Here is a 26,628-nt window from a genome sequence, read left to right as displayed (position 1 = left end):
AGCCGCCGTTATGTTCAGCGTAGGGGGGTGGAACCTCGTATGATCAGCGACGCTTTGAAATCGATGCGCCGGGCGGCGCCTTGTTCACCATGCAGGCGACTGAGCAAGTGCTCGAACGCTGCCATGCCGATGCGTTCGGTGGGCTGCGCCAGGGCCGTGATGCCGTTGCCTACCAAGGGGTACCAGTCAAGGTCGTCCAAGGCGATCACCCCAACATTACCGAACAGCGCATGCCCGGCCTCGCGCAATGCGCTGGTGACCGCCAGCGTTGCAACGCCGTTGAGGGGGAAAAGTGCCTTGGGACGGGTGCCGTTGCTGCCCAGGAAACGGATGAGCGCTTGCGACAATGCCAAGCCGGTCTGCACGACCTCGCACTGCATGTCGGCGCGGCTTTGGACACAGGCGGTCAACGCCTGGACCCGCTCGGCTCGCGAGCTGGTACCATCCAGCGGCTCGGTGACGGCGAGAATGTCCCGGTAACCCCGGGCGTGCAGATGCTCGACACCCTGCTGCATCGCTTGAGCGTTGTCCAGGCCGACCAAGTCGGCGTTAATCTCAGGTAACTGCCGGTCGACCAGCACGATGGGCAGGTCACGCATGACGGTAAGCAACTCACCTGGGTGGTGGCCCAGGGTGTTCACGATCAGCCCTTCCACGTTGTAGGACTGCAACGCGCGCAGATGGTGGCGCTCTTGCTCGTCATCGCGATTGGTGTTGCACACTACAAGGCTGTAGCCATGCTGGCGGCAAGCCGTCTCCACGCCATGCATGACTGCGACCGAATAGGGATTGAGAATATCGGCGACCAGCATGCCGATCAGTCGTGTCTGCCCGCGCTTGAGCCCGCGCGCCATCTGGTTCGGCCGATAGCCAAGCTGCTCGATCACCTCGCCCAGGCGTTGGGCCGTGGCATCGGCCAGCAACTGGCGATCGCCTCCGATGTACCGGGAAACGGTGGCCTTGGAGACACCTGCGACACGGGCCACCTCGCTGATGGTGACACGGTCGCGCGCTGGCGCGGGTGCTGGGCTCATGATGGGACCTTATGGTTGTTGTGATCATGATGAAACCGGTTTCACTAGAACAAAAAATGCCTATACGCGTCAATCCACCGTTGATCGGGAATGCTGTTTACTGCCGGTTCAAACAGTAGGAGGGCCCTGTGGAAGCGGCCTAGCCGGGGCGCCGGACCAGCCGTGATGGGCCGCCCAGAAGCCCCAGCGATGTAAGATACGAAGCTAAAATCTGGGGGCCGCTGCGCGGTCTATCGCGGCCGGAAGGGCTTTGACTCTCGGGATTCCAGGCTGCAGGGGCAGTGCAAACACAGGGCCCCTGGCAGCGGCATAGCCCTGCAGCGCTAGTGCTCGGTCACCTGCCCGAGATCATCACCCGATGTCTGCTTCATGTCGCTTGTGCGAAGCTTTTTCACCGCCTTGACCTCGATAGGCTCACCCTGGTTACCCCAGCTGGTGCGGATAAAGTTGACCACGTCAGTCACCTCCTGGTCGCTCAGGCGCCAGCCATAGGCCGGCATGGTGAAGTTCGAGGGCGCCGTGCGGGTCGCGGGCAGGGTCCCACCCTTGAGTACCAAATGAATCAACGAGGTAGCATCCTGGGTCTGCACCACCGGGTTACCGGCAAGCGCTGGGAAGACGCGCGTGTACCCCTTGCCATCGGTGCGGTGGCAGGCGGCGCAATTGTCGATATATACCCCAGCCCCTGGCTTGCTGTCGTCGCCTTTCCACAGCGCATCCGCCACTTGCCGGTCGTAGACGTGGGGCGTGTCATTCGGATTGCTGGGCGGCAAGGTCTTCAAGTAGCGCGCTATGGCTGTCAGGTCGGCGTCGCTCATGTACTGCATGCTGTGCTCCACCACATCGCTCATGCCACCGAACACGGCACTGGTGTCGCTGCGGCCAGTCTTGAGAAACTGCACCAGCTGTGCCTCGCTCCAACTGCCCAGACCATCCTTGTGATCGCCTCGCAGATTCTTCGCCACCCAGCCTTCGAGCGGCGCGCTGCCGGCCAGGAAAGCATCGCCCTCCTTTGCACTTAACGCTTTTTCCTGCATGGTCAGTGCCCTTGGGGTATGGCAGGCACCGCAGTGGCCCAGGCCTTCGACCAGGTAAGCGCCGCGATCGATCACCGGATCTCGCTCGGGCAACGGCTGCCAATGTTCAGGCTTCGGGGCGAATACACCGCGCCAGATCGACAACGGCCAGCGCATGCTCAGGGGCCAAGGAATGTCCGTGTCCTTGTTCGGCTCCTGCACGGGAGTTACGCCCTTCATGAAGTAGGCGTACAACGCCTGCATGTCGGGTTCGGTCAACCGCGCATAGGACGGGTACGGCATGGCCGGGTACAGTGTACTGCCATCCTTGCGGATCCCACGGCGAAGGGCTCGGTCGAAGTCTTCGAAACTGTACTGACCGATGCCCTCGGATGAGGGGGTGATGTTGGTCGAGTAGATCGTGCCAATGGGCGTTTCCATCGGCAACCCACCCGCAAAGGGCTTGCCGTCCTTGGCCGTGTGGCAAGCCACACAGTCCCCTGCACGCGCCAGGTACTCACCCTGGCTAACCAGCGTCTGTTCGGCCTGCGCTGCCTGCGTTGTCTGCGCCGTCATGCCCATACCCACCAGCACAGTGGCGATCAACATTCTGTTCATGCTCATCGCTCCTTACACCGCCACCAGGGGGCCGGGATTCTTCAGGTACCGTTCACGAATGGCCCGTGCCGACCAGTAGGTCAGCGCAGCGACCAGACCGGTCGGGTTGTAGCCAAGCCCCTGCGGGAACGCCGAGGCCCCAGGTACGAACACGTTGTGTACATCCCAACACTGTAAATAGCGGTTCAAAGCGCTGGTTTTGGGGTCGCTCCCCATGATCGCCCCACCGTTGAGGTGAGTCGTCTGGTAGGTAGCAGTATTGAAATGCTCCTTTACCTGCTTGCCCAGCACCGCAATGGCCTTGGGGTTCATGGCCTTGGCGATGGCGCTCAGCTTGCCGACCATGAACTGGTTCATTCGGATGTCGTTTTCCTGCCAATCGAAGGTCATGCGCAGCAGCGGCAAGCCATAGGCATCACGGTAGGTAGGGTCCAGGTCCAGGTAATTGCCGCGGTAGGACTGGTGCGCGCCGTGGGCATCCATGGATATCTGGTGGGTGTAATAGTCGGCGGTGGCCTTTTTCCAGGCGCTGCCCCATGCAGGCGTGCCCGGCGGGTTGCCTACACCTGCGATGGGCCGGGTCCCCGCCTGGTTGACCCACATCGGTGAGCCACCCACGAAGCCGTGAGGGCCATGGTCGAAATTGTCGGCATTGAAGTCGTCGATCGCCACGCCATTGCCACCGGCGCCGATGAAGTTGTTGGTGTGCAAGTCCTTGTCGAAAAAGGCCTTGACCGTGCCCATGTTCTGATAGGCGAAATTGCGCCCGACCACCCCTTCGTTCTTGACCGGGTCGTAGGGCTTGCCGATGCCAGAAAGCAGCATCAGGCGCACATTGTTGAACTGAAAAGCCGACAGGATCACCAGGTCGGCCGGCTGTTCCACCTCACGGCCCTGGGCGTCGATGTAGGTGACCCCGGTCGCACGCTGCTTGCTGTCGTCCAGGTTCACCTTCAGTACATGGGCATTGGGCCTTAGCTCGAAGTGCTCCACCTGGCGCAGCGCGGGCAGGATGTTTACGTTCGGCGATGCCTTGGAGTACATGTAGCACACGTAGCCGCTGCAAAATCCGCAGAAATTGCACGGTCCCATCTGAGCGCCATACGGGTTGGTGTAAGGGCCGGATGTGTTGGCCGAGGGCAGGTTGTAAGGGTGATAGCCCAACGACGAGGTGGCCTTCTGGAAAACCTGAGCCGACACCACGTTCTTCTGCGAGGGCAGCGGGAACGGATTGGAGCGGTCCGGGGCAAACGGATTGCCGCCTTTGCCCTGCCCGACCAGTTCACCCTTGACCGTCCAGGCCTGCCCCGAGGTGCCGAACACCTTCTCGGCGAAGTCGAAGTAGGGTTCCAACTCTTCGTAACTGACGCCGAAATCCTGAATGGTCATGTCCTGGGGGATGAAAGACTTGCCGTAGCGTTCTTCGTAGTGGCTGCGCATGCGCAGCTCCATCGGGTCGACACGAAAGTGTACGCCCGACCAGTGCAAACCGGCACCGCCTACGCCCTTGCCGGGCAGGAACGCGCCCAGCTGGCGGTACGGCAACGCTACATCGTTGACGGTATGGCGTATGGTCACCGTTTCCTTGGAAAGGTCCACGAACAGCTTCTTGCGCACGCTGTAAGTCAGTTCGTCGATCACTTGCGGGTAGCTGCCATCGGGGTAAGTGTCCTGCATGGGCCCGCGCTCCAGCGCCACCACGTGCAGGCCGGCCTCGGTCAGTTCCTTGGCCATGATTGCCCCCGTCCAGCCAAAGCCGACGATCACAGCGTCGACCTTCTTCAATGTGTTGGCCATGCCTCAAGCCCTCTCGCCGCGGATGGACACAGGAGGGAACGGGTAGCGCTCGTTACGCTCTGCCCAATCCATGAAGTCGGCGCGCGCACCGGGAAAACCGATCAGTTTCCAGCCGACCATGCCCTGATTGCCCCCATGCACCGGGTCGCAGAAAAAGCCTTCGCGCGTGTTCTGCAGCAGCAGGCTGAAAAATGCTTTAGCCGGCACCTCCTTCAACGCCAGCTCACCAGACTCCAACTGCGCCAGCACCTCGTCCTGCTGCTCGGGGCTGCGCGCGTGAAACGCCTTGTTGCCGTTGGCCAGGCACCATTGGTGCACACCTGCAATTCCCAAGCGGTAGATCTGCTGCGGGGTCAGTTGCAATTGATAGCCAAGCTCGGGTGCCGCATCGGCCTCGAACGGGCCTTGCATGTACCAGAGCCCGCCGCTGGCGTAGGCCGTGCCCATCTGACGGTCGATATACTGCGCAGCGCCGGCCTCGAGGGCACCAGGCCCTAGCGCGTCGGCTGGAATGAGCCGGCTGACCGCTGCCTGGACGAAGGCGAACTCCTCTGGGGTGAAGAACGCAGGAGGGTAGGCAGTGTCAGCGGGTTTGGCTTCAGGCTGCTCAGGCGGGCGTACCGGCTCGGCCAGGGCGGTGGCTGCGCCCAGCCCAATACCGGTACTGGCCACCGTTACCACCGGTATCAAGGTCAAGGTCTTGCGCAGGAAGTCCCTGCGGGGGTTGTCCGGTACATGCTCAGACATATGTAATCCTCATCGTCAATCGGCTACCGCGGCCACGGCACGATGAAGACCATCAACGGACGAATGGCGTTCAGAAACGTTTTGAATTATTTGGCGGCTGACTGATAGTGAACGCTCAAAGACGCCAGCTTTCTTCTGCTGGATAACAGGCTTACTGGAATAGTCAGACTGATGATCCAATCCGATCTGGACCTGTTCGGGGCCCAACCGCAGCAGCTGGCACCCCGCACGGTGCTGTTGCCCGGCGTCGCGCTAGATGACGTCGAGCACGTACTGGATGCGCTTCGCCCAATACTGCGATCAGCGCCATGGCGGCACATGCGTACGCCTGGCGGTTTGAACATGGCTGTGGGCCTGACCAACTGCGGCGCACTCGGTTGGATCAGCGACGAACGCGGTTACCGATACAGCCCCGTGGACCCGCTGTCCGGCAGACCCTGGCCGATGATGCCGCCCGTGCTTCTGGCCTTGGCCACGCAGTGCGCTGCGCGTGCAGGGTTCGATGGCTTCGTACCGGATGCGTGCCTGATCAATCACTACCTGCCGGGCATTCGTCTGAGCCTGCATCAGGATCGTGATGAGCAGGATTTCAGCCAACCCATCGTGTCCCTTTCCCTGGGTTTGCCTGCCGTGTTCCTGTTGGGTGGCTTGCAACGCGCGGACAAGACCCAGCGTATTGCCTTGAATCATGGCGATGTGCTGGTGTGGGGTGGTGAAGACCGTCTACGCTTTCATGGCGTCTTGCCCATCAAGCCTGGCGTGCACCCACGCATGGGCCCGCGGCGCATCAACCTGACGTTTCGCAAGGCAGGGGCCTGAACGACGAAGCAATCGAATTGAACGCATGGAGCAGGACTGGGCTCCCATGCAGCCTGCAACCTCCTCGAATGCCTTTCCTACAGGAGATCGTCATGACAAATCTGCATGCCCTAGCACGTACTTCGATCAGAGAGCAGCGATCATGAGAATGCCAGGCCGCGCTCCAAATGCATCGGTGCAACTCGACTACGTCCGCGACACCCTGTTCGGTCCCGTGGCGCAAAGCGTCGAGTGCCAGTGCCAGCTTGCGCCGCTCAACCTGCAAGGTCGGCCTGCACTGCGTCTGCACATCTGCCCGCCTCTGCCTAATAAGGTGCACCGTGCGCACAGTGTCGCGTTCATCTGGGACGGGCGCAGTTACCATGGCGTTGTCAGAGACCAGGGCAAGTGCGGCGACGGTGGGCTCAATCTTCTGCTTGAGTTGCAGTGACGGCCGGTTAGAGGCGAGCTTTGCGCCGCGCGGTCAGGCTAATTTCTTCGAGTGCATGGGAGCACTGTCACGCATTGCGTGTAATTGGCCGACCAGGTTAACCAAGTCCCTGCTGCTGTTCAGACTGCTCAGCGGAACATCGCAAAGCGTGACGGCCTCTGTCAGATCCTGACCATTGCCGAGCCGGATGGTCAGGTGTGAGCCATCGGCACAGTTGATTTCACAACGATCTGGCAAGCATGCCTGTTCGATCATCTGTCGCAGTTCCAGTGTCGATACGCCTAACAGTGACATGGCAGAGAGCCCTCTCTGTATTAACTTGCGGTTGGACAGGCCTGGGCCAGGCACAGGGCCACAGGAAGAGGAACCTGTCGGTGCGCATGTGGATATGCGTTATCGATCGTGCGGGGTTCCATCTGCACCTTAGCTGAAGAACCCGAGCGGTGCTGGGTAGTTCGAGCCGTGTCGAATCGGTGCGACGGGTGGTGCTTCGCGCTCCAGGACGGTGCGCGTTCAGGGCATACGGCCGAACTTCCCCAACTGAAAGCCTTCGATGGACTCGATGATTTCTTCCCGCGTGTTCATCACGAAGGGACCGTATGCCACCACAGGCTCGTCGATAGGCTCACCGCTCAGCACCAGCACACGGGCGGGCTGCAGGGCTTCAAGCAGCACATCGGCACCGTCACGGGCCAATAGCGTCACTGAGCACGGGCCGGCCTCGCTGACCTGGTTCAACCGCAAACCGCCTTGCAGGGTCACCACCGCAGCCGTGCGGCCTGCCGGGATAGGGAGCACCAGTTTAGCGCCGGCCTCAAGGTCCAGGTCCCACACGTCCATCGGCGTAAACGTGCGCGCCGGCCCGCTCACCCCCTGGTACTCACCTGCGATCACACGCAGGCTGCCCGCGCCCGCACCCAGATTCACCGTGGGGATATCGGCGCTGGCCAGGGTCTGATAGCCGGCCGGAGCGCGCTTGAATCGGGCCGGAAGGTTCACCCACAGTTGCACTGACTCCAAAACGCCTGCGCTGCGGGCGAATCCAGGTGAGTGAAACTCTTCATGAACGATGCCGTCTGCAGCGGTCATCCACTGAACGTCACCCGGTCCTATTACTCCGCCGGCGCCCGTTGAGTCGCGATGCTCCAGTTCGCCTTGGTAAACGATCGTGACTGTCTCGAAACCCCGGTGCGGATGAGCCCCTACGCCGCGACGCGTCGAGGTGGGGGCGAAGGTGTGGGGCCCGGCGTAATCGAGAAGCAGAAACGGGCTGGTGCGACTGACGTCGTCGTCATAGGTGAACAGGCTTCGCACCGGAAAGCCATCGCCTACCCAGTGCCCGGCAGGATTGGAATGGGTATGCAAAATCGTCTTCATCGTGCGCTCCTCAACGTCCGGGTGCCACCTTAACGTTGCATCGATTCACGGGCTAGCTACCTGAAACGGTCCAGCCTGTTCTACCGGTAGGACGCTGGGTCGAAGGAAAGCCAGCACCTCCTGCGCCGCAGCCTCAGGGTATTCCTGCATGAAACAGTGTCCGCCGCCCACCTCCCGAACACTGACATGAGGGTTGAGCGCTGCCAGCCGTAACGCCGAGGCCCGCACATAAGGGTAGGTCTGGCTGCCGTACAGCACACGCGTCGACACGCCGATACGCGACAGGCTTGACCACAGGTGGGACGGATAGGTACTGAAGATGTCCACTTCGCGGCTTGGGCGACACTTGAGCAGCACGTCGCCCTCGCCTTCGGCGATCGCATGCGACACATAGGCCTGCAATGCCGCGTCGCTCCAGCCTTTGAAGATGCCCCGCCCTTGCAGGGAAATCATGGCTGAGTGGCGGTCGGGCCAGGTGCTGCGCCTGCCGGCCGTTTTGCGCGCCAGCGCATGGTGCCGGTTCAGCCCGAAGCAGGCGGCCAGCTTCATCGAAAACAGCATGCGCCTACTGAAAATCACCGGGTCGAGCAGCACAGCGCGCTCGAACAACTGCGGCTCACTGGCCAGCAACAACCCGGTGAGCACCCCGCCGAAGCTGTGGCCGATGGCAAGGCGGGGTACGTCTGCGTACTCAGCCACATGCGCGCTGAAAGCTTCAGCCGCCAGCGCTGCCGTGCGATTCCAGCCACGGAACGGGCCTGCGTGGTCACTGTCTCCGTGCCCCTGAACGTCGCTGAGCCAGAGATCGAAGTGTTGTCCCAGTTGCATCAGCAGCGGTTGGTAGGCGAGCGAGCAAAACCCGTTGCCGTGCAGAAAGTGCAGCAGGGGCCGCCCTGTAGGCTCGCTGCGCCAGCCGCGCAGGGTGAACCCTTCGCTACAATCGTGGGACCACGGTGTCAGTTGCATGGTGGGCGCTGCCTTCTGCCTCAAGGGTGGAACGTAGATTCTACAAACAGCAGCGGGTAGAGCGAAACGACCAGCAGTGCAGCCATCAGGACATTGAACAGCATCAGCCAGCGTGGGTTTTGCAGCAGGCCACGAAGGGCACTGCCGAACATGACCCACACACCGACGCTGGGCAAGTTCACCAAGGCAAACACGGCGGCGATGACCACCACGTTGGCAACGTAGCCTTGCGCTGGGGTGTAGGTCGTTATCGCACCTATGGCCATCACCCAAGCCTTTGGGTTGACCCATTGGAAGGCAGCCGCGGCCCAAAAGCCAATCGGCTTTGGCTCTGCCGTAGAGGCGGTGCCAACCGGCCCTGAGGTGGCAATTTTCCAGGCCAGGTACAGCAGATAGGCCGCTCCGGCATAGCGCAACACGGTATAGAGCACAGGCCAGGCCTTGAAGACCTCTCCCAGACCCAAGCCGACGGCAAGGACCATGACCATGAACCCGACGCTGACGCCCAGCGCGTGTGGCACCGAGCGGCGCACACCGAAATTCACGCCCGAAGCCAACAGCATGGTGTTGTTGGGCCCGGGGGTGATGGAAGAAACGAAAGCGAACAGCACGAAGGCGATCAAGAGGTCGAGCGAGGCGAACATGACGGGTATTCCACTGGGTTCAGGAAAGGGTTCACACTAGCCCATAGCCCTTTGCCCCCTAGCAGTACAGATATAGAGAATTTTGCAGATACACATAGCTGTATCACTCGCAGCCGACAAAGGATAAGCGCTCGATGAGTCTTGTAATTCGCCCTGCCCTACGCACCGATGCCCAACAAATTCTGGACTTCATTACTGAATTGGCCGAGTACGAACGCGCCCGAGAAGAGGTACTGGCCACTACCCAGGACATCGAGCGCAGCCTGTTCGACGCCGACAGCACCGTTCATTGCCTGATGGCCGAACGTGAAGGCCGTGCGATTGGTTTTGCCATCTACTTCTACAGTTACTCGACCTGGCTCGGGCGCAATGGCATCTACCTGGAAGACCTTTACATCTCGCCCAACGACCGTGGCGATGGCGCCGGGCGCCAGTTGCTCAGGTACATTGCCAAGCAGGCAGTTGCCAAAGGCTGCGGTCGCCTTGAATGGAGTGTGCTGGATTGGAACGAGCCGGCCATCGGGTTCTATGACGCACTGGGGGCGCAACCACAAACGGAGTGGCTGCGTTATCGGCTCGATGGCGAGCGGCTGATTGCCTTCGCCCAGCAATGATCGAGCGTAGCCTGTGCATTTGACGCAACGCGGCCCGCGTGCTTTTCTATCGCATTGCGTCAGGTGCCCCTAGAGGGTGAAACGGGAAATCGGTGCGTCGCAGGCTTGCCTTACAGGCCTGGACTATTCCGGTGCTGCCCCCGCAACGGTAAGCGAGTGAGGCGTCTTTACCACTGTGCCGCCAGATACGGCATGGGAAGGTGACGCTGCCCAGGAGATACCCTCCTCCTCGCAAGCCCGGAGACCGGCCTGACGTTCATCAACACCCCGCGGTGGGCGGGCGCTGTCGCATTCCTGCGGGTATCGCCCGCAGCTGCCGCGCCTGCCCGTCGCCTACACGCAGAGGAAGGCGCCAATGCCCGTCACTACCCGCCCGCACGTTAGCAGCATCGTTGCACTCGTATCCCTCAGTCAACGCATTGTCGTGGCTGCAAGCGCCGGCCTGCTGGGCCTGTGCCTGGTTTACTTTGCCGGCTTCTCGCACATCGAAGCCGTTCATAATGCTGCGCATGACACCCGTCACAGCGCCGCCTTCCCCTGCCACTGAGTTGCCGCCCATGATCACGCACATCGCCCGTACGGCGGGCTTCAGCGGACTGCTGGCGGCACTGTTGCTGACCGTACTGCAAAGTTTGTGGGTCAGCCCGTTGATCCTGCAAGCGGAGACATACGAGGCGTCGGCGCCGGCACATTCGCATGCCCAAGGTACCGAGGCCGCCCATGAGCACAGTGACGAGGCCTGGTCGCCTGAAGAGGGCTGGCAGCGCACGCTCTCGACCACCGGCGGCAACCTGGTGGTGGCGGTGGGGTTCGCCTTGATACTGGCTGGCTTGTACAGCCTGCGCCAACCGCGCACCACGGCCAGCGGTGCTGCCTGGGGCCTTGCTGGTTTCGCCGTGTTCTGTCTGGCGCCCACGCTCGGATTGCCGCCGGAGCTCCCGGGAACCGCGGCGGCTGACCTGGCGCAGCGCCAGGTTTGGTGGGCTGGCGCTGCGGGTGCCACGGCCGTAGGCCTGGCACTGCTGGTATTCGCCCGCCATTGGGCATTGAAGGTGTTGGGCGTCATTGTCCTGGTGTTGCCGCACGTCATAGGCGCCCCTCAGCCTGAAGTGCACCAGAGTTTGGCTCCAGCAGCCCTGGAGACCCAGTTCCAGGTGGCGTCCTGGCTTACCAATGCAGCATTCTGGCTCGCCCTTGGCCTGATCAGCGCAGGCCTGTATCGTCGCTTCAGCCGCTCGGTGTGAAGCCGTTCTATGCAGGGTTTGGCTGCCGTGGTGGTTGCCCGATGGACAGGTTGTTGACCTTGCTCGAACAAGGCCTCGCTCAGCGGGGCCTGGACGCTGCGTACCTTCACGGTATCGCCAGCATCGATCTCAAGGCGCACGAGCCGGGGCTGCATGCATTGGCGAGCCATCTGGCGCTGCCTCTGTTGTTCTACCCTGCATCGCACTTGAATCGCTTCGAAGCGCATCTGAGCCACCGCTCAGCCGTCGCTTTTGCGCACAGCGGGTGCTGGGGCGTGGCAGAGAGTGCAGCACTGGCAATGGCCGACCAGTACAATGGCGAAACGAAGCTTCTGATCACGCGTCAAACCCTGGGCCCTGCGACCCTCGCCATCGCTCATTGATCCCGCTCACCCTTGTCAATCATTCAGGAATACCATGACGGTTTATTTCATCGGCGCCGGCCCCGGCGACCCCGAGCTGATCACGGTCAAGGGGCAGCGCCTGATTCGCACCTGCCCTGTCATCATTTATGCCGGTTCCCTGGTCCCTCTTGCCGTTCTGGAAGGTCACTGCGCCGACACCCTGATCAACAGCGCAGAACTGCATCTTGAGCAGATCATCGACGCCATTGCGTGCGCCCATGCCCAGGGCAAGGATGTCGCACGCGTGCACAGCGGTGATCCGAGTCTTTATGGCGCTATCGGTGAGCAGATCCGCCACCTACAGCGTCTTGGCATTGATTATCAGATTGTGCCGGGCGTCACCGCCGTGGCTGCGAGCGCCGCGTTGCTGGGATGCGAACTGACCTTGCCCGACGTCGCTCAGAGCGTGATCCTTACTCGCTTCGCAGACAGCTCGCCCATGCCAGCCGGCGAGCAGTTGGAGGCGCTTGCGCGCCATGCCACGACGCTAGCCATTCACCTGGGGGTCAAGCACCTGGCACGCATCGTTGAGCAGCTGCGGCCTCACTACGGTGGCGACTGCCCCATTGCCGTGGTTTACCGCGCCACCTGGCCGGACCAGGACTGGGTGCGAGGCACACTGGACGACATCGTCGAGCGCGCCGCCCTCAAAGGTTATCGCCGCACCGCGTTGATTGTGGTGGGCCGAGTGCTGGGTGACACGCCGTTCGCCGAATCGGCCCTTTACCGTGCCGGACATGCGCACCTGTACCGCGCCTAGCTTGCGAGCCAGTTCCAGCCCGGAGCACACTGCCTCCAGACCCTCCCGACAGGAACCACGCCTATGCTGGAATTACGCCCCAACTGCGAGTGTTGCGATGCCGACCTGCCCGGTGACAGCCTCGATGCCTTCATCTGCTCCTTCGAATGCACGTTTTGCCGAGGGTGTGCGCAGGGACGCTTGCATGGTCGATGCCCCAACTGCCAGGGCGTTCTTTCGATTCGTCCCGCGCGCGTGGGCAAATCGTTGGCTGAACACCCTGCATCTTCACTGCGCGTAAACAAAGTACACACTGCCTGTACCTGATCATACGGTTCGGCAGCCAACGCGAGGCCACAAGCTGCTGAACCGCCCGCCTTTTTGTAGGATTTTTCATCGGCTCCTTCAAGGTTATTCAACACTTCTATACTCGGCATTATCAAAGTTCGGTAATGGTCGTATCTTGCTGCGCTTCTGACTAACCCGCTTACAGAAGTATTCCTGAGTGTCCCAGGAAGCGGACCATATCTGAACAGGAGTTTTCCCAATGACCAATGTGCTGATCGTGGACGACCACCCCGTCGTCCGTATGTCCCTGCGCATGCTGCTCGAACATGAACGTTTCAATGTCGTTGCAGAAGTGGGCAATGGCAGTGAAGTCGCGCAAATGGCACGCGAGCTCAAACCGGACGTGGTGATTCTCGACATCGGTTTGCCTGGGCTGGACGGAATGGAAGTTATCAAGCGCCTGCAATCACTCGATCAGGTGCCCAAGATCATGGTGCTCACTGGCCAGGCGACCGACTTGTATGTACGCCGCTGTCTGGACGCAGGCATCGGCGCATTCGTGACCAAGGATGAAGATCACGACGCCTTGCTGTTCGCGCTCAAGGCCCTGGTAAAAGGCTATTCGACGTTCCCGCAGATGTCGGTCAACAGCAATTCGCTCGAAAGCGAGCCCATGCGCCTGGCGAGCCTTTCCAACCGCGAAATGGAGGTTCTCAGGCGTCTGGCCCGTGGAGAAAGCAACAAGAACATCGGCAGTAGCATGAACCTCAGCGCCAAGACCATCAGCACCTACCGTGGCCGGATCATGGATAAGCTCAAGACCGAGTCGCTGGTGGAAATGGTAGACCTGGCCAAGCGCAACCACGTCTACTGATGAGCGGTGCATGACGATTAAACGTTTGCTGGCCAGTACCCTCCTGCTGATGGTACTGGCAGGGCCTGTCGCGCAGTCGCTGGCGAGCGAGACGCGCAGTTTGCTGGCCCGTTCGGTGAGCGCCACGCAGCCCTTGAATCTGCAAACGGCCGAGCGCCAGTGGCTGGACGCTCGCAAGCGCCTGGTGCTGGGCACCTCACGGCCGGACTATCCACCATTTGATATCAACGTAAGTCCCAGTGACTACGAAGGTCTGACAGCGGATTACGTCGGCATCATCGCTGAGTTGTTGGGTATAGCCGTCGAAGTAAAGCGTTTCGATAGCCGTTATCAGGCCATTGAGGCGCTGCATGAAGGACGTGTGGACGTACTGGGCAGCTCCAACAGCTTTGAGGCTGCAGACGCTGGGTTGAGTCTGAGTACATCGTATGCCGATGACCTGCCGGTGATCGTCACGCGCGAAGGCCAGCGTCTTGCACCGGCCCACGATCTTGCAGGGCTGCGTCTGGCCATGGTTGACCATTATCTACCCGCCAATCGTGCCCGCGCCCTTTACCCGGCAGCGCAGCTGGTTTTGTATCGCTCCACCCAGGCTGGCCTTGCCGCTGTGGCTATGGGCGAAGCCGATGCCTACCTGGGCGATGCAATCAGCACAGACTATCTGATCGGCAAGACCTTCAGAGGTGCCCTGCGGATCGATCACTTCTCACCCATCGTCCCAGAAGCGTTTGCCTTTGCAGTGGCACGCGATAACGATGCGCTGCGTCAACTGCTCGACAAGGCACTGCGCCGGATTGGGGAAAGCGAGCGCCTGGCCATCCTCAAGCGCTGGAGCAACAGCAATACCAGTCTTTTGTTGCAGCGCCACCTGAGTGTACTGACAGATGAGGAGCAAGCCTGGATCAAGGCTCACCCGGTGGTAGACGTGTTGATCAATCCGGCCTTGGCACCCTTGACGTTCTACGATGATCAGCAGCGACCCAGTGGCATAACCCTGGACCTGCTTAAACAAATTACCCTAAGGACCGGGCTGCATTTTCATACCAGGCAAGCCGAGTCTGCCCAGTCCATGATCGACCGTCTGGGCCAGCGCGACGCACTGATGATCGGCGCATTGGGTTACGGCGCTGAACGGTCCAAACAAGTGCGCTACACACGGCCCTACCTGATCAGCCCGCGCGTGCTCGTTACCCGCGTCGATAACCCTTCGCAAGCCGGCATCAAGCGCTTTGAACCGCAACGAATCGCATTTATTCGCAATTCTCCGCAACGCGCCATGCTCCAGCAGCGCTACCCCCGCGCGCGGCTTGTCGAAGTCGACAACCCGCTGGACCTGATGGAGGCTGTGGTCAATCGCAGCGCTGATGCCGCGTTGAGTAGCCATATCAACGCGGCCTATTACATCAGTCACGTCTTCAAGAACCGCCTTCAGATCGCGAGCATCCTTGACGAAGACCCAGCCGTTGCGGCGTTTGCCGTCGCGGCCGATCAACCCCAACTACAATCGATCCTGGACAAAGCATTGCTGAGTATAGCGCCCGAAGAACTTGAGCAACTGATCAATCGCTGGAGGACGAGCACCGTGGTCAGCGACAGCCCATGGCGCAACTACCGAGAACTGGCGCTCCAGGTACTGGTGATTGCCGCGTTGCTGATCGCAGGTGTCGTCTTCTGGAACAGCTACCTGCGCAAACTGATCCAGAAGCGGGTCGAAGCCGAGCGCGCCCTGCAGACACAACTGGCGCTGAGCCGAGGCTTGCTGGAGCAACTTCGCCATGCCAAGGATGAAGCCGAGCAGGCCAGCCTCATGAAAAGCACGTTCCTGGCCACCATGAGCCATGAGATACGCACCCCCATGAACGCCGTGCTCGGCTTGTTGGAACTGGCGCTCGAGGACAGTCGCGCCGGTCGATGCGATACCCACATGCTCGAGACAGCCCATGAGTCGGCACTGGGGCTGCTAGGGTTGATAGGCGATATTCTCGATATTTCCAGGATCGAGTCAGGCCACATCAGTTTGCAGCCGATCCCCACCGACCTGGTGGACCTGGTGCGCGCTACCCTTCGCGTGTTCGAAGGCAATGCGAGGTTCAAGGGCCTTGAGCTCGCCTGTGACCTACCCACCGAACCGGTCTGGGTCCAGGTAGATGCTGCGCGCCTGAAGCAGGTGCTGTCGAACCTGATCAGCAATGCGATCAAGTTCACCGACCGTGGTGAAGTCCACACCGCGATGCGCACCTCGGTACAGGGCGAACTCCAGCGCGTCGAGCTCTGTGTGCGCGATTCGGGTATCGGCATAAGCCCTGCGGACCAGGCACGCCTGTTCAATGCATTCGTACAGGTCGACGGGCCCCGTGCGCGCCAGGGCACTGGGCTGGGCCTGGTCATCAGCCGTGCCCTGGCCGAGCTCATGGGCGGTACGCTGACACTGCAGAGTGTGGAGGGAGTGGGTACCAGGGTCCAGATCCTCATGGCCCTGCCCCAGTGTACGCCCCAGATCATTTCTGACGGGCAGGACCCAACCACGGGCCTTGATGCTTGCCCGTTGCACATCCTGGTCGTGGACGACTACCCGGCCAATCTGCTGTTGCTTGAACGTCAGTTGCGCGCCTTGGGCCATCAGGTGACCCAGGCGCAGAACGGCGAAATCGCGTTGCAGCTGTGGCGAGAAACGCGCTTTGACGTGGTGATCACCGACTGCAGCATGCCTGTGATGGACGGTCATGAGCTGGCCTGCTGTATCCGTGCTCAAGAACGCCAGCAAGGACTGTCGCCCGCGACGATTCTGGGGGTAACCGCCAATGCCCAGGCCGAAGAGCGGGAGCGATGCCTGGCGAGCGGGATGGATGACTGCCTGTTCAAGCCTATCGGCCTGCATGGCCTCAAGGCACACCTGCCGCAGGCGGCTCGCAAGCCACCAGCAGCCCCTGCACCTGCCCGGCCCGGCGGCTTGAACCTGGCCGAGCTGCGTCACTTGACCCGCGACGACGACGATTTGATCAGGCATCTGATCGAGCAATTGTCGCAAAGCGTGGCCGAAGACCTTTCAACGCTGCGCACCCTGGATGGGCAGCCGCCGGACGGGACGCTCAAGGCATTGGTTCACCGCATCAAGGGTGGGGCCAAGATGCTTAAGGTACGTCACTTGGTCGCCGACTGCGAAGCACTCGAGCAGGCGCTTGTAGCAGGTGATCCTGTAGACAACTTGTGTCGGGTACTCCAGGACACCCTGCAAACACTGCACAAAGACCTGATCGCTACCTTGGAAGCCATGCCCAGACCATCAGAGCCGAATTGAGTCACTCGCACCAGGTGCGCGTAAAACCGGTGCGCGTGAAACCTCAGGAGCTTTCTCGCACCATCAACTCAAACCCCAGGTCCTGCCGGGCTGGCGTCACGGCTTTGCCATCGAGCAGCGTCAACAACGCCTGGGCGGCGACACGTCCCACCGCAGCCCTTGGCGTGCGAATGGAAGTAAGCCTGGGCACCATGTGCGCCGAAGCCGGCAGATCGTTGAAGCCGACCATGGCCACCTGCTGCGGGACACGGATGCCCTGGCGCAGCGCTTGAAGCACCGCGCCTTGGGCAAGGTCATCGTTGCAAAAGAAGATGCCATCCACCTCGGGGGCTTGCCTGATCAGGCGGCTGAACAACTCCCCTCCCAGTGCGATCGAGGACGGGGCCGGGGTCAGGACCTCCCGCTCGGGCGCGTGCAATCCAGCTTCGGCCAGCGCTAGCCGAAAGCCCTCAGCCCGCTGCATGACCCGGGGATCCAGCTGTGCTGCAATAAATCCAGGCCGGGTGCAACCGCGTTCGATCAGGTGTTGGGCTGCGGCCCGGCCAGCCTGGTGTTGGGAAAAGCCTACCGCCAACGCGTCGGCCTCCCCGTCCAGTTCCATCATGTGCACGCAGGGTACGCCACTGGCCGCGAGCATCTGACGCGAAGCGTCGGTGCGTTCGAAACCGGTCAGCAGCATGCCACAAGGCTGATAGGCCAGGTAATTGCGAATGAGGTTTTCTTCCTCGGCGGTATCGTAGTGGTAGTTGCCGATCAGCACCTCCAGCCCTCGTGGGCGCATCACATCATGGATGGCTTCCAGTGTGTCGATGAACAACTGATTGGACAGCGACGGTATGAGCACCACGACCGAGTGGCTGCGGGCAGATGCCAACGCGCGGGCGGCGGGATTGGCCACATAGCCAAGGGTGGTGGCCGCAGCCACAACCTTGGCCGCGAGTTCAGGGGCCACGGTACTGACGCCGCGCAAGGCCCGGGATGCAGTGATGGGGGAAACCCCGGACAGTCTGGCGACTTCAGCCAGGGTGGGACGACCAGTTGTGCGCGAACCAATGCGGGCCATAATGTTGTAATTTTACTACTTGCAAGGACTGGGAACGGCCTCTAAGGTAGCGCTGTCTCAGGACGTAGGCAACGGCTGTTTGCAGGTTGCTCTCAGGTGATTGCCGCACGGCGTCCATACTGCGTAAGCACAAGATCAATAAACATTGGGGAGACCGCGCTGCCCGAGCCCAAGACAGCGCTGTCCCACCCAGCAGGAGGTACAGATGAATTCTCCACTGCCCGCCATCGTGGTCATGGGTGTGGCCGGGTGCGGCAAGAGCTGCATTGCGTCTGCCATCGCCGCCTACAGCGGCGGACACCTGATCGAAGGTGACGCGTTCCACCCGCAGGCCAATATCGACAAGATGAGCGCCGGTATTCCCTTGGATGACCATGACCGTGCCGGTTGGCTGGTACGCCTGGGCCAGGAGATGCAAGCGACGAGTGAGGCCGGCATGCGGCCGATTCTCACCTGTTCCGCACTCAAGCGCAGCTACCGCGACACATTGCGCTGCGCGATGCCTGGGCTGATGTTCGTCTTTCTTGAGCTCACCCCTGCCCAAGCTGAGCAACGGGTTCTGGCGCGACCAGGGCATTTCATGCCGGCCAGCCTCATCCAGAGCCAGTTCGCCGCCCTTGAGCCGCCCTACGATGAACCGCTCACCCTGACGCTGGACGCCACTCAGCCGATCGTTGCGCTTGCCGAGGCGGTCGACGGCTGGCTCAAGCGCTGCGCCGAGCACAGTGTTGCGCAGACTGCCTGAGTCTGCTCGCATTTCGGACCGTCAAGACAGCGCTGTCTTAGCCCATTCATGCAATGACTTACCCAACAAGCTACGCCAAAAACAACGATAAGACCGAGGCCTATACACCATGTTCGGACTGGCTACTGATACTTTCCTGCTCCTCGACGCGCTGGTTACCATCGTCGGGCTGATCCTGCTTATCACTCATTTCAAGGTGCACCCCTTCGTTGCCCTCACCCTGGCTGCCGGCTTCCTCGGCCTGACCTCTGGTATGCCGGTAGCCAAGGTCATGAAGTCGTTCCAGGACGGTTTCGGAGGCGTGCTCGGGTTCGTCGGCATCGTGCTCGCACTGGGTACGATGCTGGGCAAGCTGATGGCCGATTCCGGCGGGGCCGATCAGATCGCTCAGACCCTCATTCGGGCCTTTGGCAAGAAGAACGTGCACTGGGCCATGATGTTCGCTGCCTTTCTGGTGGGCATCCCGCTGTTCTTCGAGATTGGCTTTGTCCTGCTCATCCCACTGGTCTTCATCGTCGCGCGGCGCTCCGGAGTGTCGCTGATCAAGATCGGCATCCCCTTGCTGGCAGGTCTGTCCGTCGTGCACGGCCTGGTACCGCCGCACCCGGGGCCGTTGCTGGCCATCGGCATCTTCCATGCCGACATCGGCAAGACCATCTTCTACGGCCTGATCGTGGCCCTGCCCACGGCCATCATCGCCGGCCCACTGTTCGGCAACTTCATCTCGCGCTATATCCCTGGGCACCCTTCACAGGAGCTGATGGACCAGATCGCCAAGGAATCGGACCAGGCCAACCTGCCGAGCTTCAGCGTCACCTTGATCACCGTCTTGCTGCCGGTGGTGCTGATGCTGCTCAAGACCTTCGCCGATGTGGTATTGCCTGCTGAGCACATCGTGCGCCAATGGATGGACCTGATCGGGCACCCCATCACTGCGCTGCTCGCCGCCTTGCTGCTGGCGTTCTACACCTTTGGCTCGGCGCGCGGCTTCAACCGCCAACAGATCATGAAGATGCTCGATCACAGCCTCGCGCCCACGGCTGCCATCGTCCTGATCGTTGGCGCCGGCGGCGGTTTCAAGCAAATGCTGGTCGATACCGGTGTCGGTAACGTGATCGGGCAAATGGCTGTACAGGCCGAGATATCACCGATTCTGCTGGCCTGGCTGGTCGCCGCAGTGATTCGAATTGCCACGGGCTCTGCCACCGTGGCGACCATTACCGGTGCGGGAATCGTGGCACCTGTGATCGACCTGGTGCCTGGGGTCAACCGTGAACTGCTGGTGCTGGCGACCGGTGCCGGGTCGCTGATCCTGTCCCATGTCAACGATGCCGGTTTCTGGCTGGTCAAGCAGTACTTCAACATGACTGTGGCCGAGACCTTCAAGACTTGGAGCATGATGGAGACCCTGCTGTCGGTGGTCGGCATTGTATTCATCATGGCGCTGTCGCTGGTGGTGTGACCGTTGATCGGAGTGCTGGCACTTTGAACGGCCGGGCAAGGCCAAAGGTTACGAACCTGCCCTGCCCGTTGCAAAGGAGATTGCCATGAATCGTCCCAGCTTCCTGTTGCTTGCCCTACTTGCCTCGCCCCTGGCCCTGGCGGCCGGCACCGGGCCTACCTACCCGGATGACCCGCACAACCAGGCACCCAAGCCGGGTGCAGACAGCACGCTCAACCCGATCGAGAAGCCCATGCCCCGTGATACCGATCCAAGGCTACAGGGCAATGATCCAGACAGCCCGCCGGCGCAGCAGAACGACAACCAGGATTTACCGGGCATGGACGGCACTGGCTCGGAAGGCGCATCAAGCAAGGGTGCAAGCCAGCCCTGACTCATTGGGGGCGCCGGGGGCGCCCCACCGCTGAGCGGCTCCTTCATCACCAGGTGGCGATAGCCGATGGGTTCATATCATTCACCATGATAATAACCTTCAGCCCATTCGATTCGTTCCCCGCACGCAACACACTCACACTCCGCCCATTCCTAATATATTGGCGGAGTTCTCCATGGAGCAGTCACTCAAACCTTTCGGTGTTCCACTTGCAGCCCTCGCAGTGGTAGCGCTCGGCGCTTGCAGCAAAACCCCCGATGCCGCGCAGGCCCCGGCAGCTCCGAAGGTCACCGTGGCCAAGGTGATCGAACAGCCGATCAACGAATGGGACGAGTTCACCGGACGCCTGGAAGCACCGGAAACCGTCGAGGTGCGCCCCCGTGTGTCGGGCCAGATCGACCAAGTGGCGTTCACCGAAGGCGCCCAGGTACGCAAGGGTGACCTGTTGTTCCAGATCGACCCTCGGCCCTTCCAGGCTGAAGTCCGCCGCCTTGAGGCCCAGCTGCAGCAAGCCAAGGCCAGTGCCATCCGAAGCGCCAATGAAGCTCGCCGGGGTGAGCGTCTACGAGACAGCAACGCCATCTCCGCCGAACTGGCAGAGTCACGCAACAGTGCTGCGGCCGAAGCACGCGCCGGCGTAGATGCCATCCAGGCCCAACTTGACCTGGCACGTTTGAACCTGAGCTTCACCCGTGTCACCTCCCCTATCAACGGCCGCGTGAGCCGCGCGCAGTTCACCGCCGGCAACATCGTCACTGCCGATGTCACGCCCCTGACCAGCGTGGTCTCCACTGACAAGGTGTACGCCTATTTCGATGCTGACGAACGCGTCTACCTCAAGTACACACAGCTGGCCCGCCAAGGCCAGCGCGGGCAAAGCACCCCGGTCTACCTGGGCCTGACCAACGAGACTGGCAACCCGCACCTGGGGCAGATGAACTTCGTCGACAACCAGGTCAACCCGCGCACCGGCACCATTCGTGGCCGGGCCGTGTTCGACAACAAACGCGGTGAATTCACCCCTGGCCTGTATGCACGCCTGAAGCTGGTCGGCAGCGCTCAATACGATGCGGTGCTGATCAACGACGAAGCGGTGGGCACCGACCTTGGCAAGAAGTTCGTGCTGGTCATGGACAAAGACAACAAGGCGGCCTATCGCGCTGTCGAGTTGGGGCCAAAGCTTGAGGGCTTGCGCATCGTGCGCAGCGGGCTGGGCAAGGACGACCGCATTGTGGTCAGGGGCCTGCAGCGAGTGCGTCCAGGCTCCCAGGTCACCCCTGAAGAAGCGCCAATGGCCAGCGAGCAGACACTGGCCGCGCTTGCCGAGCAACGTCAGGCTCTGGAGGCGAGCACCCGCACGGCCAAAGTGGCCGGCAACACCAATCAGGGCGCCAGCGCGCCTGCGCCGCGCGGTTGAGGAACCCCACCGATGAACTTCTCCAAATTCTTCATCACACGGCCCATCTTCGCGGCGGTGCTGTCACTGGTGCTGCTGATCGCAGGCTCCATTTCGCTGTTCCAGTTGCCCATCAGTGAATACCCTGAGGTCGTACCGCCTACGGTTGTGGTACGCGCCAACTTCCCGGGTGCCAACCCCAAGGTCATCGGCGAAACCGTTGCCGCGCCCCTGGAGCAAGCCATTACCGGGGTCGAGAACATGCTCTACATGTCCTCGCAATCCACCGCCGATGGCAAGCTGACCTTGACCATCACCTTCGCCCTGGGGACCGACCTGGACAATGCCCAGGTGCAGGTGCAGAACCGTGTGACCCGCACGCAGCCCAAGCTGCCCGAGGAAGTGACACGTATCGGTATCACGGTGGACAAGGCGTCGCCCGACCTGACCATGGTCGTGCACCTGACTTCACCGGACAACCGCTATGACATGCTCTACCTGTCCAACTACGCCATCCTGAACATCAAGGACGAGCTGGCACGGTTGGGTGGTGTGGGTGATGTGCAGCTGTTTGGCATGGGCGACTACTCCCTGCGCGTCTGGCTGGACCCGAACAAGACCGCCTCGCGCAACCTGACGGCCACCGATGTGGTCACTGCAATTCGCGAGCAGAACCGCCAGGTGGCCGCGGGTCAGCTGGGTGCTCCGCCGGCGCCGGGCTCCACCAGCTTCCAGCTCTCGATCAACACCCAGGGCCGCCTGGTCAATGAGGAAGAATTCGAGAACATCATCATCCGTGCCGGTGCGGACGGTGAGATCACGCGCCTGAAGGACATCGCTCGTGTCGAACTGGGCTCTAGCCAGTACGCGCTGCGCTCGCTGCTCAACAACCAGCCTGCCGTGGCCATCCCAATCTTCCAGCGCCCGGGCTCGAACGCCATCGACATCTCCGATGAAGTACGCGCCAAGATGGCGGAATTGAAGAAAGACTTCCCCGAGGGCATGGACTACAGCATCGTCTACGACCCTACCGTGTTCGTGCGCGGCTCGATCGAGGCGGTGGTGCACACGCTGTTCGAAGCATTGGTACTGGTGGTGCTGGTGGTCATCCTGTTCCTGCAGACCTGGCGTGCATCGATCATTCCGCTACTGGCCGTACCGGTATCGCTGATCGGCACCTTCGCCGTGATGCACCTGTTCGGCTTCTCGCTCAATGCCCTTTCCTTGTTCGGGTTGGTGCTGGCAATCGGCATCGTGGTCGATGACGCCATCGTGGTAGTGGAGAACGTCGAGCGCAACATCGGGCTGGGTCTCAAACCGCTCGAAGCCACGCAAAAAGCCATGAGCGAGGTGACAGGCCCGATCATCGCCACCGCCTTGGTGCTGTGCGCGGTGTTCGTACCCGCAGCGTTCATCTCGGGGCTGACTGGACAGTTCTACAAGCAGTTTGCCCTGACCATTGCGATCTCCACGGTGATCTCGGCGTTCAACTCGCTGACCCTGTCCCCTGCCTTGGCGGCGGTACTGCTCAAGGACCACCATGCGCCCAGGGACAAATTCTCGCGGCTGTTGGACAGGTTGCTGGGTAGCTGGCTTTTTGCGCCCTTCAACCGCTTCTTCGACCGCGCCAGCCATCGCTACGTGGGCGGTGTCCGCCGAGTGATCCGTTCCAGTGGCATCGCCCTGTTCGTCTATGCCGGTTTGATGGGCCTGACCTATCTGGGCTTCTCCTCCACGCCGACCGGTTTCGTGCCTGCCCAGGACAAGCAGTACTTGGTGGCGTTTGCCCAATTGCCGGATGCCGCCAGCCTTGATCGCACCGAAGCGGTGATCAAGCGCATGAGCGAGATTGCCCTCAAGCAACCGGGCGTGGCGGACTCTGTCGCGTTCCCGGGCCTGTCCATCAATGGCTTCACCAACAGCCCCAACAGCGGCATCGTGTTCACGCCTCTCAAGCCCTTCGACGAGCGCAAGGACCCCAGCCAGTCGGCCGCTGCCATCGCCGCAGCCTTGAACGCCCAGTTCGCCGACATTCAGGACGCCTACATCGCGATCTTCCCACCGCCGCCCGTGCAAGGGCTCGGCACCATCGGTGGCTTCCGCCTGCAGATCGAGGACCGTGGCAACCTGGGTTACGAAGCGCTGTACAAGGAAACCCAGAACATCATTGCCAAGAGCCATGAGGTGCCTGAGCTTGCGGGACTGTTCACCAGCTACCAGGTCAACGTGCCGCAGGTCGATGCGGCCATCGATCGCGAGAAAGCCAAGACCCACGGCGTGGCCATCAACGATATCTTCGACACTCTGCAAGTGTACCTGGGGTCGCTGTATACCAATGACTTCAACCGATTCGGACGTACCTACCAGGTCAACGTGCAGGCCGAGCAGCAGTTCCGACTCGACGCCGAGCAGATTGGCCAATTGAAGGTGCGCAACAACCGGGGCGAGATGATCCCATTGGCCACGTTCCTCAAGGTCACCGACACCTCCGGGCCCGATCGCGTGATGCACTACAACGGCTTCATCACCGCAGAAATCAATGGCGCAGCGGCGCCTGGGTACAGCTCAGGCCAGGCAGAAGCGGCCATCGAGAAACTCCTGAAGCAGGAATTGCCCAACGGCATGACCTTCGAGTGGACGGACCTGACCTACCAGCAGATCCTCTCGGGCAACACTGCGCTGTTCGTGTTCCCGTTGTGCGTGTTGTTGGCGTTCCTGGTACTGGCCGCCCAGTACGAGAGCTGGAGCCTGCCCTTGGCGGTGATCCTGATCGTGCCGATGACGCTGCTCTCGGCCATTACTGGCGTCATTGTCTCCGGTGGTGACAACAACATCTTCACCCAGATCGGGCTCATCGTTCTGGTCGGGCTTGCCTGCAAGAACGCCATCCTGATCGTGGAGTTCGCCAAGGACGAGCAGGCCAAAGGCCTCGACCCTCTGGCTGCGGTGCTGGAAGCCTGCCGTCTGCGCTTGCGCCCCATCCTGATGACGTCCATCGCGTTCATCATGGGTGTCGTACCGCTGGTGTTCAGCTCGGGAGCAGGCTCGGAGATGCGTCATGCCATGGGCGTGGCGGTGTTCTCCGGGATGATCGGCGTCACGGTGTTCGGCCTGTTCCTGACCCCGGTGTTCTTCTTCCTGATCCGCCGTTTTGTCGAGCGACGTCAGGCCCGCAAGGCCGAGCGCATCCATCCGCTGGAGAACCCTGCATGAACCTGTTCAAACACCTGACACCGAGCCTGCTCAGCCTGGCCCTGGCGGCCTGCGCGGTAGGGCCTGATTACCACGCGCCGGCTACTGCCCCAGCTCAGCTGGACGTCGATGCCCAGGCCAAGGCCTATGACCGCACCCGTTTCGAGAGCCTTTGGTGGAAACAGTTCGACGACCCGACCCTGAACCAACTGGTGCAGGCCTCGTTGGAAGGTAACCGAGATCTACGGGTCGCTTTCGCACGACTCAAGTCGGCCAGGGCGATTCGGGACGATGCCGAAAACGATCTGTTCCCGGTCGTGACCAGCCGTGCCAGCAGTGAAGTGGGCAAAGGCCAGGTGCCTGGCCAGACTGACCATCGGGTCAATGCCGAGCGCTACGACCTGGGCCTGGACATGGCGTGGGAAGTCGACCTGTTCGGGCGGATTACGCGCCAGATCGAAGCCAGCCAGGCTCAGGAAGCAGCAGCGGCGGCTGACCTTCAGCAACTTCAGGTCAGCCTGATCGCCGAGCTGGTCGACGCCTACGGTCAGCTGCGCGGCGCGCAACTGCGTGAACACATAGCCTTGGCGAACCTCAAGACCCAGCAACAATCGCGCACCATCACTGAAACGCTGCGCGATGCCGGGGTGGGTAATGAACTGGACGTGGTACGGGCCGACGCGCGCTTGGCAGGGGTCGAAGCCAGTGTGCCGCAGTTGCAGGCCCAACAGGCCAGATCACGGCATCGCATCGCCACCTTGCTGGGACGTCGACCTGACGCAATCGGCATTGACCTGTCCCCCAAAGCACTGCCAGCCATCGCCAAGGCCTTGCCTGTCGGTGACCCTGGTGAACTGCTGCGCCGACGCCCCGACATACGCAGCGCCGAACGCCAGCTCGCTGCGGCCACCGCAAACGTCGGGGTGGCGACGGCAGATCTGTTTCCCCGGGTGAGCCTGAGTGGTTTCCTGGGCTTCACCGCAGCGCGCGGCTCCCAGCTCGGCTCCTCGGCAGCGGGCGCCTGGGGGTTGGGGCCCAGCATTACTTGGGCGGCCTTTGACTTGGGCAGCGTGAGGGCACGCCTGCGCGGCGCCAAAGCCGACGCGCAAGGCGCGCTGGCCAATTATGAGCAGCAGGTATTGTTGGCGTTGGAAGAGTCGGCCAATGCGTTCAGCGACTACGACAAGATCCAGCAGCGGCTGCTGTCGCTGATGCGCCAGAGCGAGGCCAGCCGCAAAGCGGCCGACCTGGCGTCGATCCGCTACCGCGAGGGGTCAGTCGATTACCTGGTGCTGCTCGATGCCGAGCGCGAGCGCCTGAGTGCGGAGGATGCACAGGCCCTTGGCGAGGTCGACCTCTATCGGGGAATCGTTTCAATTTACAAGGCACTCGGTGGCGGCTGGCAACCTGACACGGTAGCCAGCTCGCACTGAACCGCAGCTCAACAAGCTCCTTTGGTTGGTCCCGGACCGGCCGTTTGCCCCGCAG

Annotated in this window: 25 protein-coding genes and 1 riboswitch; of the genes, 16 read left to right on the top strand and 9 right to left on the bottom strand. The window is 61.6% G+C overall.

The genetic code is table 11. From position 1 onward, the window contains the following. Window positions 1-14: 14 nt before the first annotated feature. The 4 genes from FH041_RS05875 to FH041_RS05860 form a co-directional block, all read right to left on the bottom strand. Window positions 15-1,034 carry a LacI family DNA-binding transcriptional regulator gene (locus FH041_RS05875; RefSeq protein ID WP_104926241.1) on the bottom strand — a complete coding sequence of 340 codons (1,020 nt, stop codon included), beginning with the start codon at window positions 1,032-1,034 and terminating at the stop codon, window positions 15-17. Between the two features lie 323 nt (window positions 1,035-1,357). Further along, complete coding sequence (locus FH041_RS05870) at window positions 1,358-2,632, bottom strand: c-type cytochrome (protein ID WP_371259673.1); 1,275 nt, start codon at window positions 2,630-2,632, stop codon at window positions 1,358-1,360. 48 nt (window positions 2,633-2,680) lie between these two features. Beyond that, window positions 2,681-4,465, bottom strand: coding sequence for a GMC family oxidoreductase (locus tag FH041_RS05865; RefSeq protein WP_132578803.1), 1,785 nt, complete (start codon window positions 4,463-4,465; stop codon window positions 2,681-2,683). Between the two features lie 3 nt (window positions 4,466-4,468). After that, window positions 4,469-5,212, bottom strand: a complete 744-nt coding sequence (locus tag FH041_RS05860; RefSeq protein ID WP_140174256.1) for a gluconate 2-dehydrogenase subunit 3 family protein — start codon at window positions 5,210-5,212, stop codon at window positions 4,469-4,471. A 171-nt stretch (window positions 5,213-5,383) separates the two neighbouring features. On the opposite strand from FH041_RS05860, the gene alkB reads away from it, so the two are divergent. Next, a complete protein-coding gene (alkB, locus tag FH041_RS05855) occupies window positions 5,384-6,031 on the top strand; it encodes a DNA oxidative demethylase AlkB (protein WP_059183978.1) in 648 nt (215 codons plus the stop codon). A 142-nt stretch (window positions 6,032-6,173) separates the two neighbouring features. Next, window positions 6,174-6,461 carry a hypothetical protein gene (locus tag FH041_RS05850; protein WP_049695925.1) on the top strand — a complete coding sequence of 96 codons (288 nt, stop codon included), beginning with the start codon at window positions 6,174-6,176 and terminating at the stop codon, window positions 6,459-6,461. A gap of 33 nt (window positions 6,462-6,494) precedes the next feature. Here FH041_RS05850 and FH041_RS05845 read toward each other — a convergent pair whose 3' ends face one another. From FH041_RS05845 to FH041_RS05830, 4 genes are all read right to left on the bottom strand, one after another. Further along, window positions 6,495-6,755: a DUF1652 domain-containing protein gene (locus FH041_RS05845; RefSeq protein WP_027914949.1), complete on the bottom strand. Its 261-nt coding sequence runs from the start codon at window positions 6,753-6,755 to the stop codon at window positions 6,495-6,497. A gap of 219 nt (window positions 6,756-6,974) precedes the next feature. After that, entirely contained in the window at window positions 6,975-7,838 is an 864-nt protein-coding gene (locus FH041_RS05840) for a pirin family protein (RefSeq protein WP_140174255.1), read from the bottom strand. Between the two features lie 45 nt (window positions 7,839-7,883). Continuing rightward, entirely contained in the window at window positions 7,884-8,804 is a 921-nt protein-coding gene (locus tag FH041_RS05835) for an alpha/beta fold hydrolase (protein WP_059183977.1), read from the bottom strand. A 20-nt stretch (window positions 8,805-8,824) separates the two neighbouring features. After that, window positions 8,825-9,448, bottom strand: coding sequence for a LysE family translocator (locus FH041_RS05830; protein ID WP_033736985.1), 624 nt, complete (start codon window positions 9,446-9,448; stop codon window positions 8,825-8,827). A gap of 134 nt (window positions 9,449-9,582) precedes the next feature. On the opposite strand from FH041_RS05830, the gene FH041_RS05825 reads away from it, so the two are divergent. The 8 genes from FH041_RS05825 to FH041_RS05790 all read left to right on the top strand — a co-directional run bounded on the left by FH041_RS05825 (window position 9,583) and on the right by FH041_RS05790 (window position 16,909). After that, entirely contained in the window at window positions 9,583-10,062 is a 480-nt protein-coding gene (locus tag FH041_RS05825; RefSeq protein WP_028687455.1) for a GNAT family N-acetyltransferase, read from the top strand. A 44-nt stretch (window positions 10,063-10,106) separates the two neighbouring features. Beyond that, window positions 10,107-10,330, top strand: a riboswitch (cobalamin riboswitch). Between the two features lie 87 nt (window positions 10,331-10,417). After that, complete coding sequence (locus FH041_RS05820; RefSeq protein ID WP_140174254.1) at window positions 10,418-10,609, top strand: CbtB-domain containing protein; 192 nt, start codon at window positions 10,418-10,420, stop codon at window positions 10,607-10,609. A 10-nt stretch (window positions 10,610-10,619) separates the two neighbouring features. Continuing rightward, window positions 10,620-11,306 (top strand): CbtA family protein, encoded by a 687-nt coding sequence (locus FH041_RS05815; protein ID WP_028687456.1) that lies wholly within the window; start codon window positions 10,620-10,622, stop codon window positions 11,304-11,306. A 41-nt stretch (window positions 11,307-11,347) separates the two neighbouring features. Next, window positions 11,348-11,689: a cobalamin biosynthesis protein gene (locus FH041_RS05810; protein WP_042139238.1), complete on the top strand. Its 342-nt coding sequence runs from the start codon at window positions 11,348-11,350 to the stop codon at window positions 11,687-11,689. Between the two features lie 34 nt (window positions 11,690-11,723). Then, the gene (gene cobM / locus FH041_RS05805) at window positions 11,724-12,470 is read left to right on the top strand and encodes a precorrin-4 C(11)-methyltransferase (protein ID WP_028687458.1); all 747 of its coding nucleotides are present in this window, start codon (window positions 11,724-11,726) and stop codon (window positions 12,468-12,470) included. Window positions 12,471-12,533: 63 nt separating this feature from the next. Beyond that, the gene (locus tag FH041_RS05800; RefSeq protein ID WP_081783955.1) at window positions 12,534-12,776 is read left to right on the top strand and encodes a DUF1272 domain-containing protein; all 243 of its coding nucleotides are present in this window, start codon (window positions 12,534-12,536) and stop codon (window positions 12,774-12,776) included. Between the two features lie 220 nt (window positions 12,777-12,996). After that, window positions 12,997-13,611, top strand: coding sequence for a response regulator transcription factor (locus FH041_RS05795; RefSeq protein ID WP_027914941.1), 615 nt, complete (start codon window positions 12,997-12,999; stop codon window positions 13,609-13,611). 16 nt (window positions 13,612-13,627) lie between these two features. After that, window positions 13,628-16,909 (top strand): transporter substrate-binding domain-containing protein, encoded by a 3,282-nt coding sequence (locus FH041_RS05790; protein WP_028687459.1) that lies wholly within the window; start codon window positions 13,628-13,630, stop codon window positions 16,907-16,909. 43 nt (window positions 16,910-16,952) lie between these two features. Here the strand turns inward: FH041_RS05790 and FH041_RS05785 are convergent, their stop codons facing one another. Then, window positions 16,953-17,972 carry a LacI family DNA-binding transcriptional regulator gene (locus FH041_RS05785; protein ID WP_027914939.1) on the bottom strand — a complete coding sequence of 340 codons (1,020 nt, stop codon included), beginning with the start codon at window positions 17,970-17,972 and terminating at the stop codon, window positions 16,953-16,955. Between the two features lie 205 nt (window positions 17,973-18,177). Between FH041_RS05785 and FH041_RS05780 the strand changes: the two genes are divergently transcribed. The 6 genes from FH041_RS05780 to FH041_RS05755 all read left to right on the top strand — a co-directional run bounded on the left by FH041_RS05780 (window position 18,178) and on the right by FH041_RS05755 (window position 26,573). Continuing rightward, window positions 18,178-18,717: a gluconokinase gene (locus FH041_RS05780; RefSeq protein ID WP_027914938.1), complete on the top strand. Its 540-nt coding sequence runs from the start codon at window positions 18,178-18,180 to the stop codon at window positions 18,715-18,717. 109 nt (window positions 18,718-18,826) lie between these two features. Next, a complete protein-coding gene (locus FH041_RS05775; RefSeq protein WP_027914937.1) occupies window positions 18,827-20,179 on the top strand; it encodes a GntP family permease in 1,353 nt (450 codons plus the stop codon). Window positions 20,180-20,264: 85 nt separating this feature from the next. Continuing rightward, on the top strand, window positions 20,265-20,552 hold the full coding sequence (locus tag FH041_RS05770; RefSeq protein WP_027914936.1) for a hypothetical protein: 288 nt from the start codon (window positions 20,265-20,267) through the stop codon (window positions 20,550-20,552). A 175-nt stretch (window positions 20,553-20,727) separates the two neighbouring features. Next, complete coding sequence (gene mexE / locus FH041_RS05765) at window positions 20,728-21,969, top strand: multidrug efflux RND transporter periplasmic adaptor subunit MexE (RefSeq protein WP_027914935.1); 1,242 nt, start codon at window positions 20,728-20,730, stop codon at window positions 21,967-21,969. A 12-nt stretch (window positions 21,970-21,981) separates the two neighbouring features. Then, window positions 21,982-25,161, top strand: coding sequence for an efflux RND transporter permease subunit (locus FH041_RS05760; protein WP_059183975.1), 3,180 nt, complete (start codon window positions 21,982-21,984; stop codon window positions 25,159-25,161). Further along, a complete protein-coding gene (locus tag FH041_RS05755; protein ID WP_049695916.1) occupies window positions 25,158-26,573 on the top strand; it encodes an efflux transporter outer membrane subunit in 1,416 nt (471 codons plus the stop codon). Before FH041_RS05760 ends, FH041_RS05755 begins: the two co-directional genes overlap by 4 nt. The last annotated feature ends 55 nt before the right edge of the window (window positions 26,574-26,628 follow it).

The sequence above is a fragment of the Pseudomonas sp. SWI7 genome, from assembly GCF_006351945.1.
Lineage (GTDB): Bacteria > Pseudomonadota > Gammaproteobacteria > Pseudomonadales > Pseudomonadaceae > Aquipseudomonas > Aquipseudomonas fulva.
Note: the sequence above shows the minus strand (reverse complement) of the source record. Positions and strands in the feature narration are given on the sequence as shown.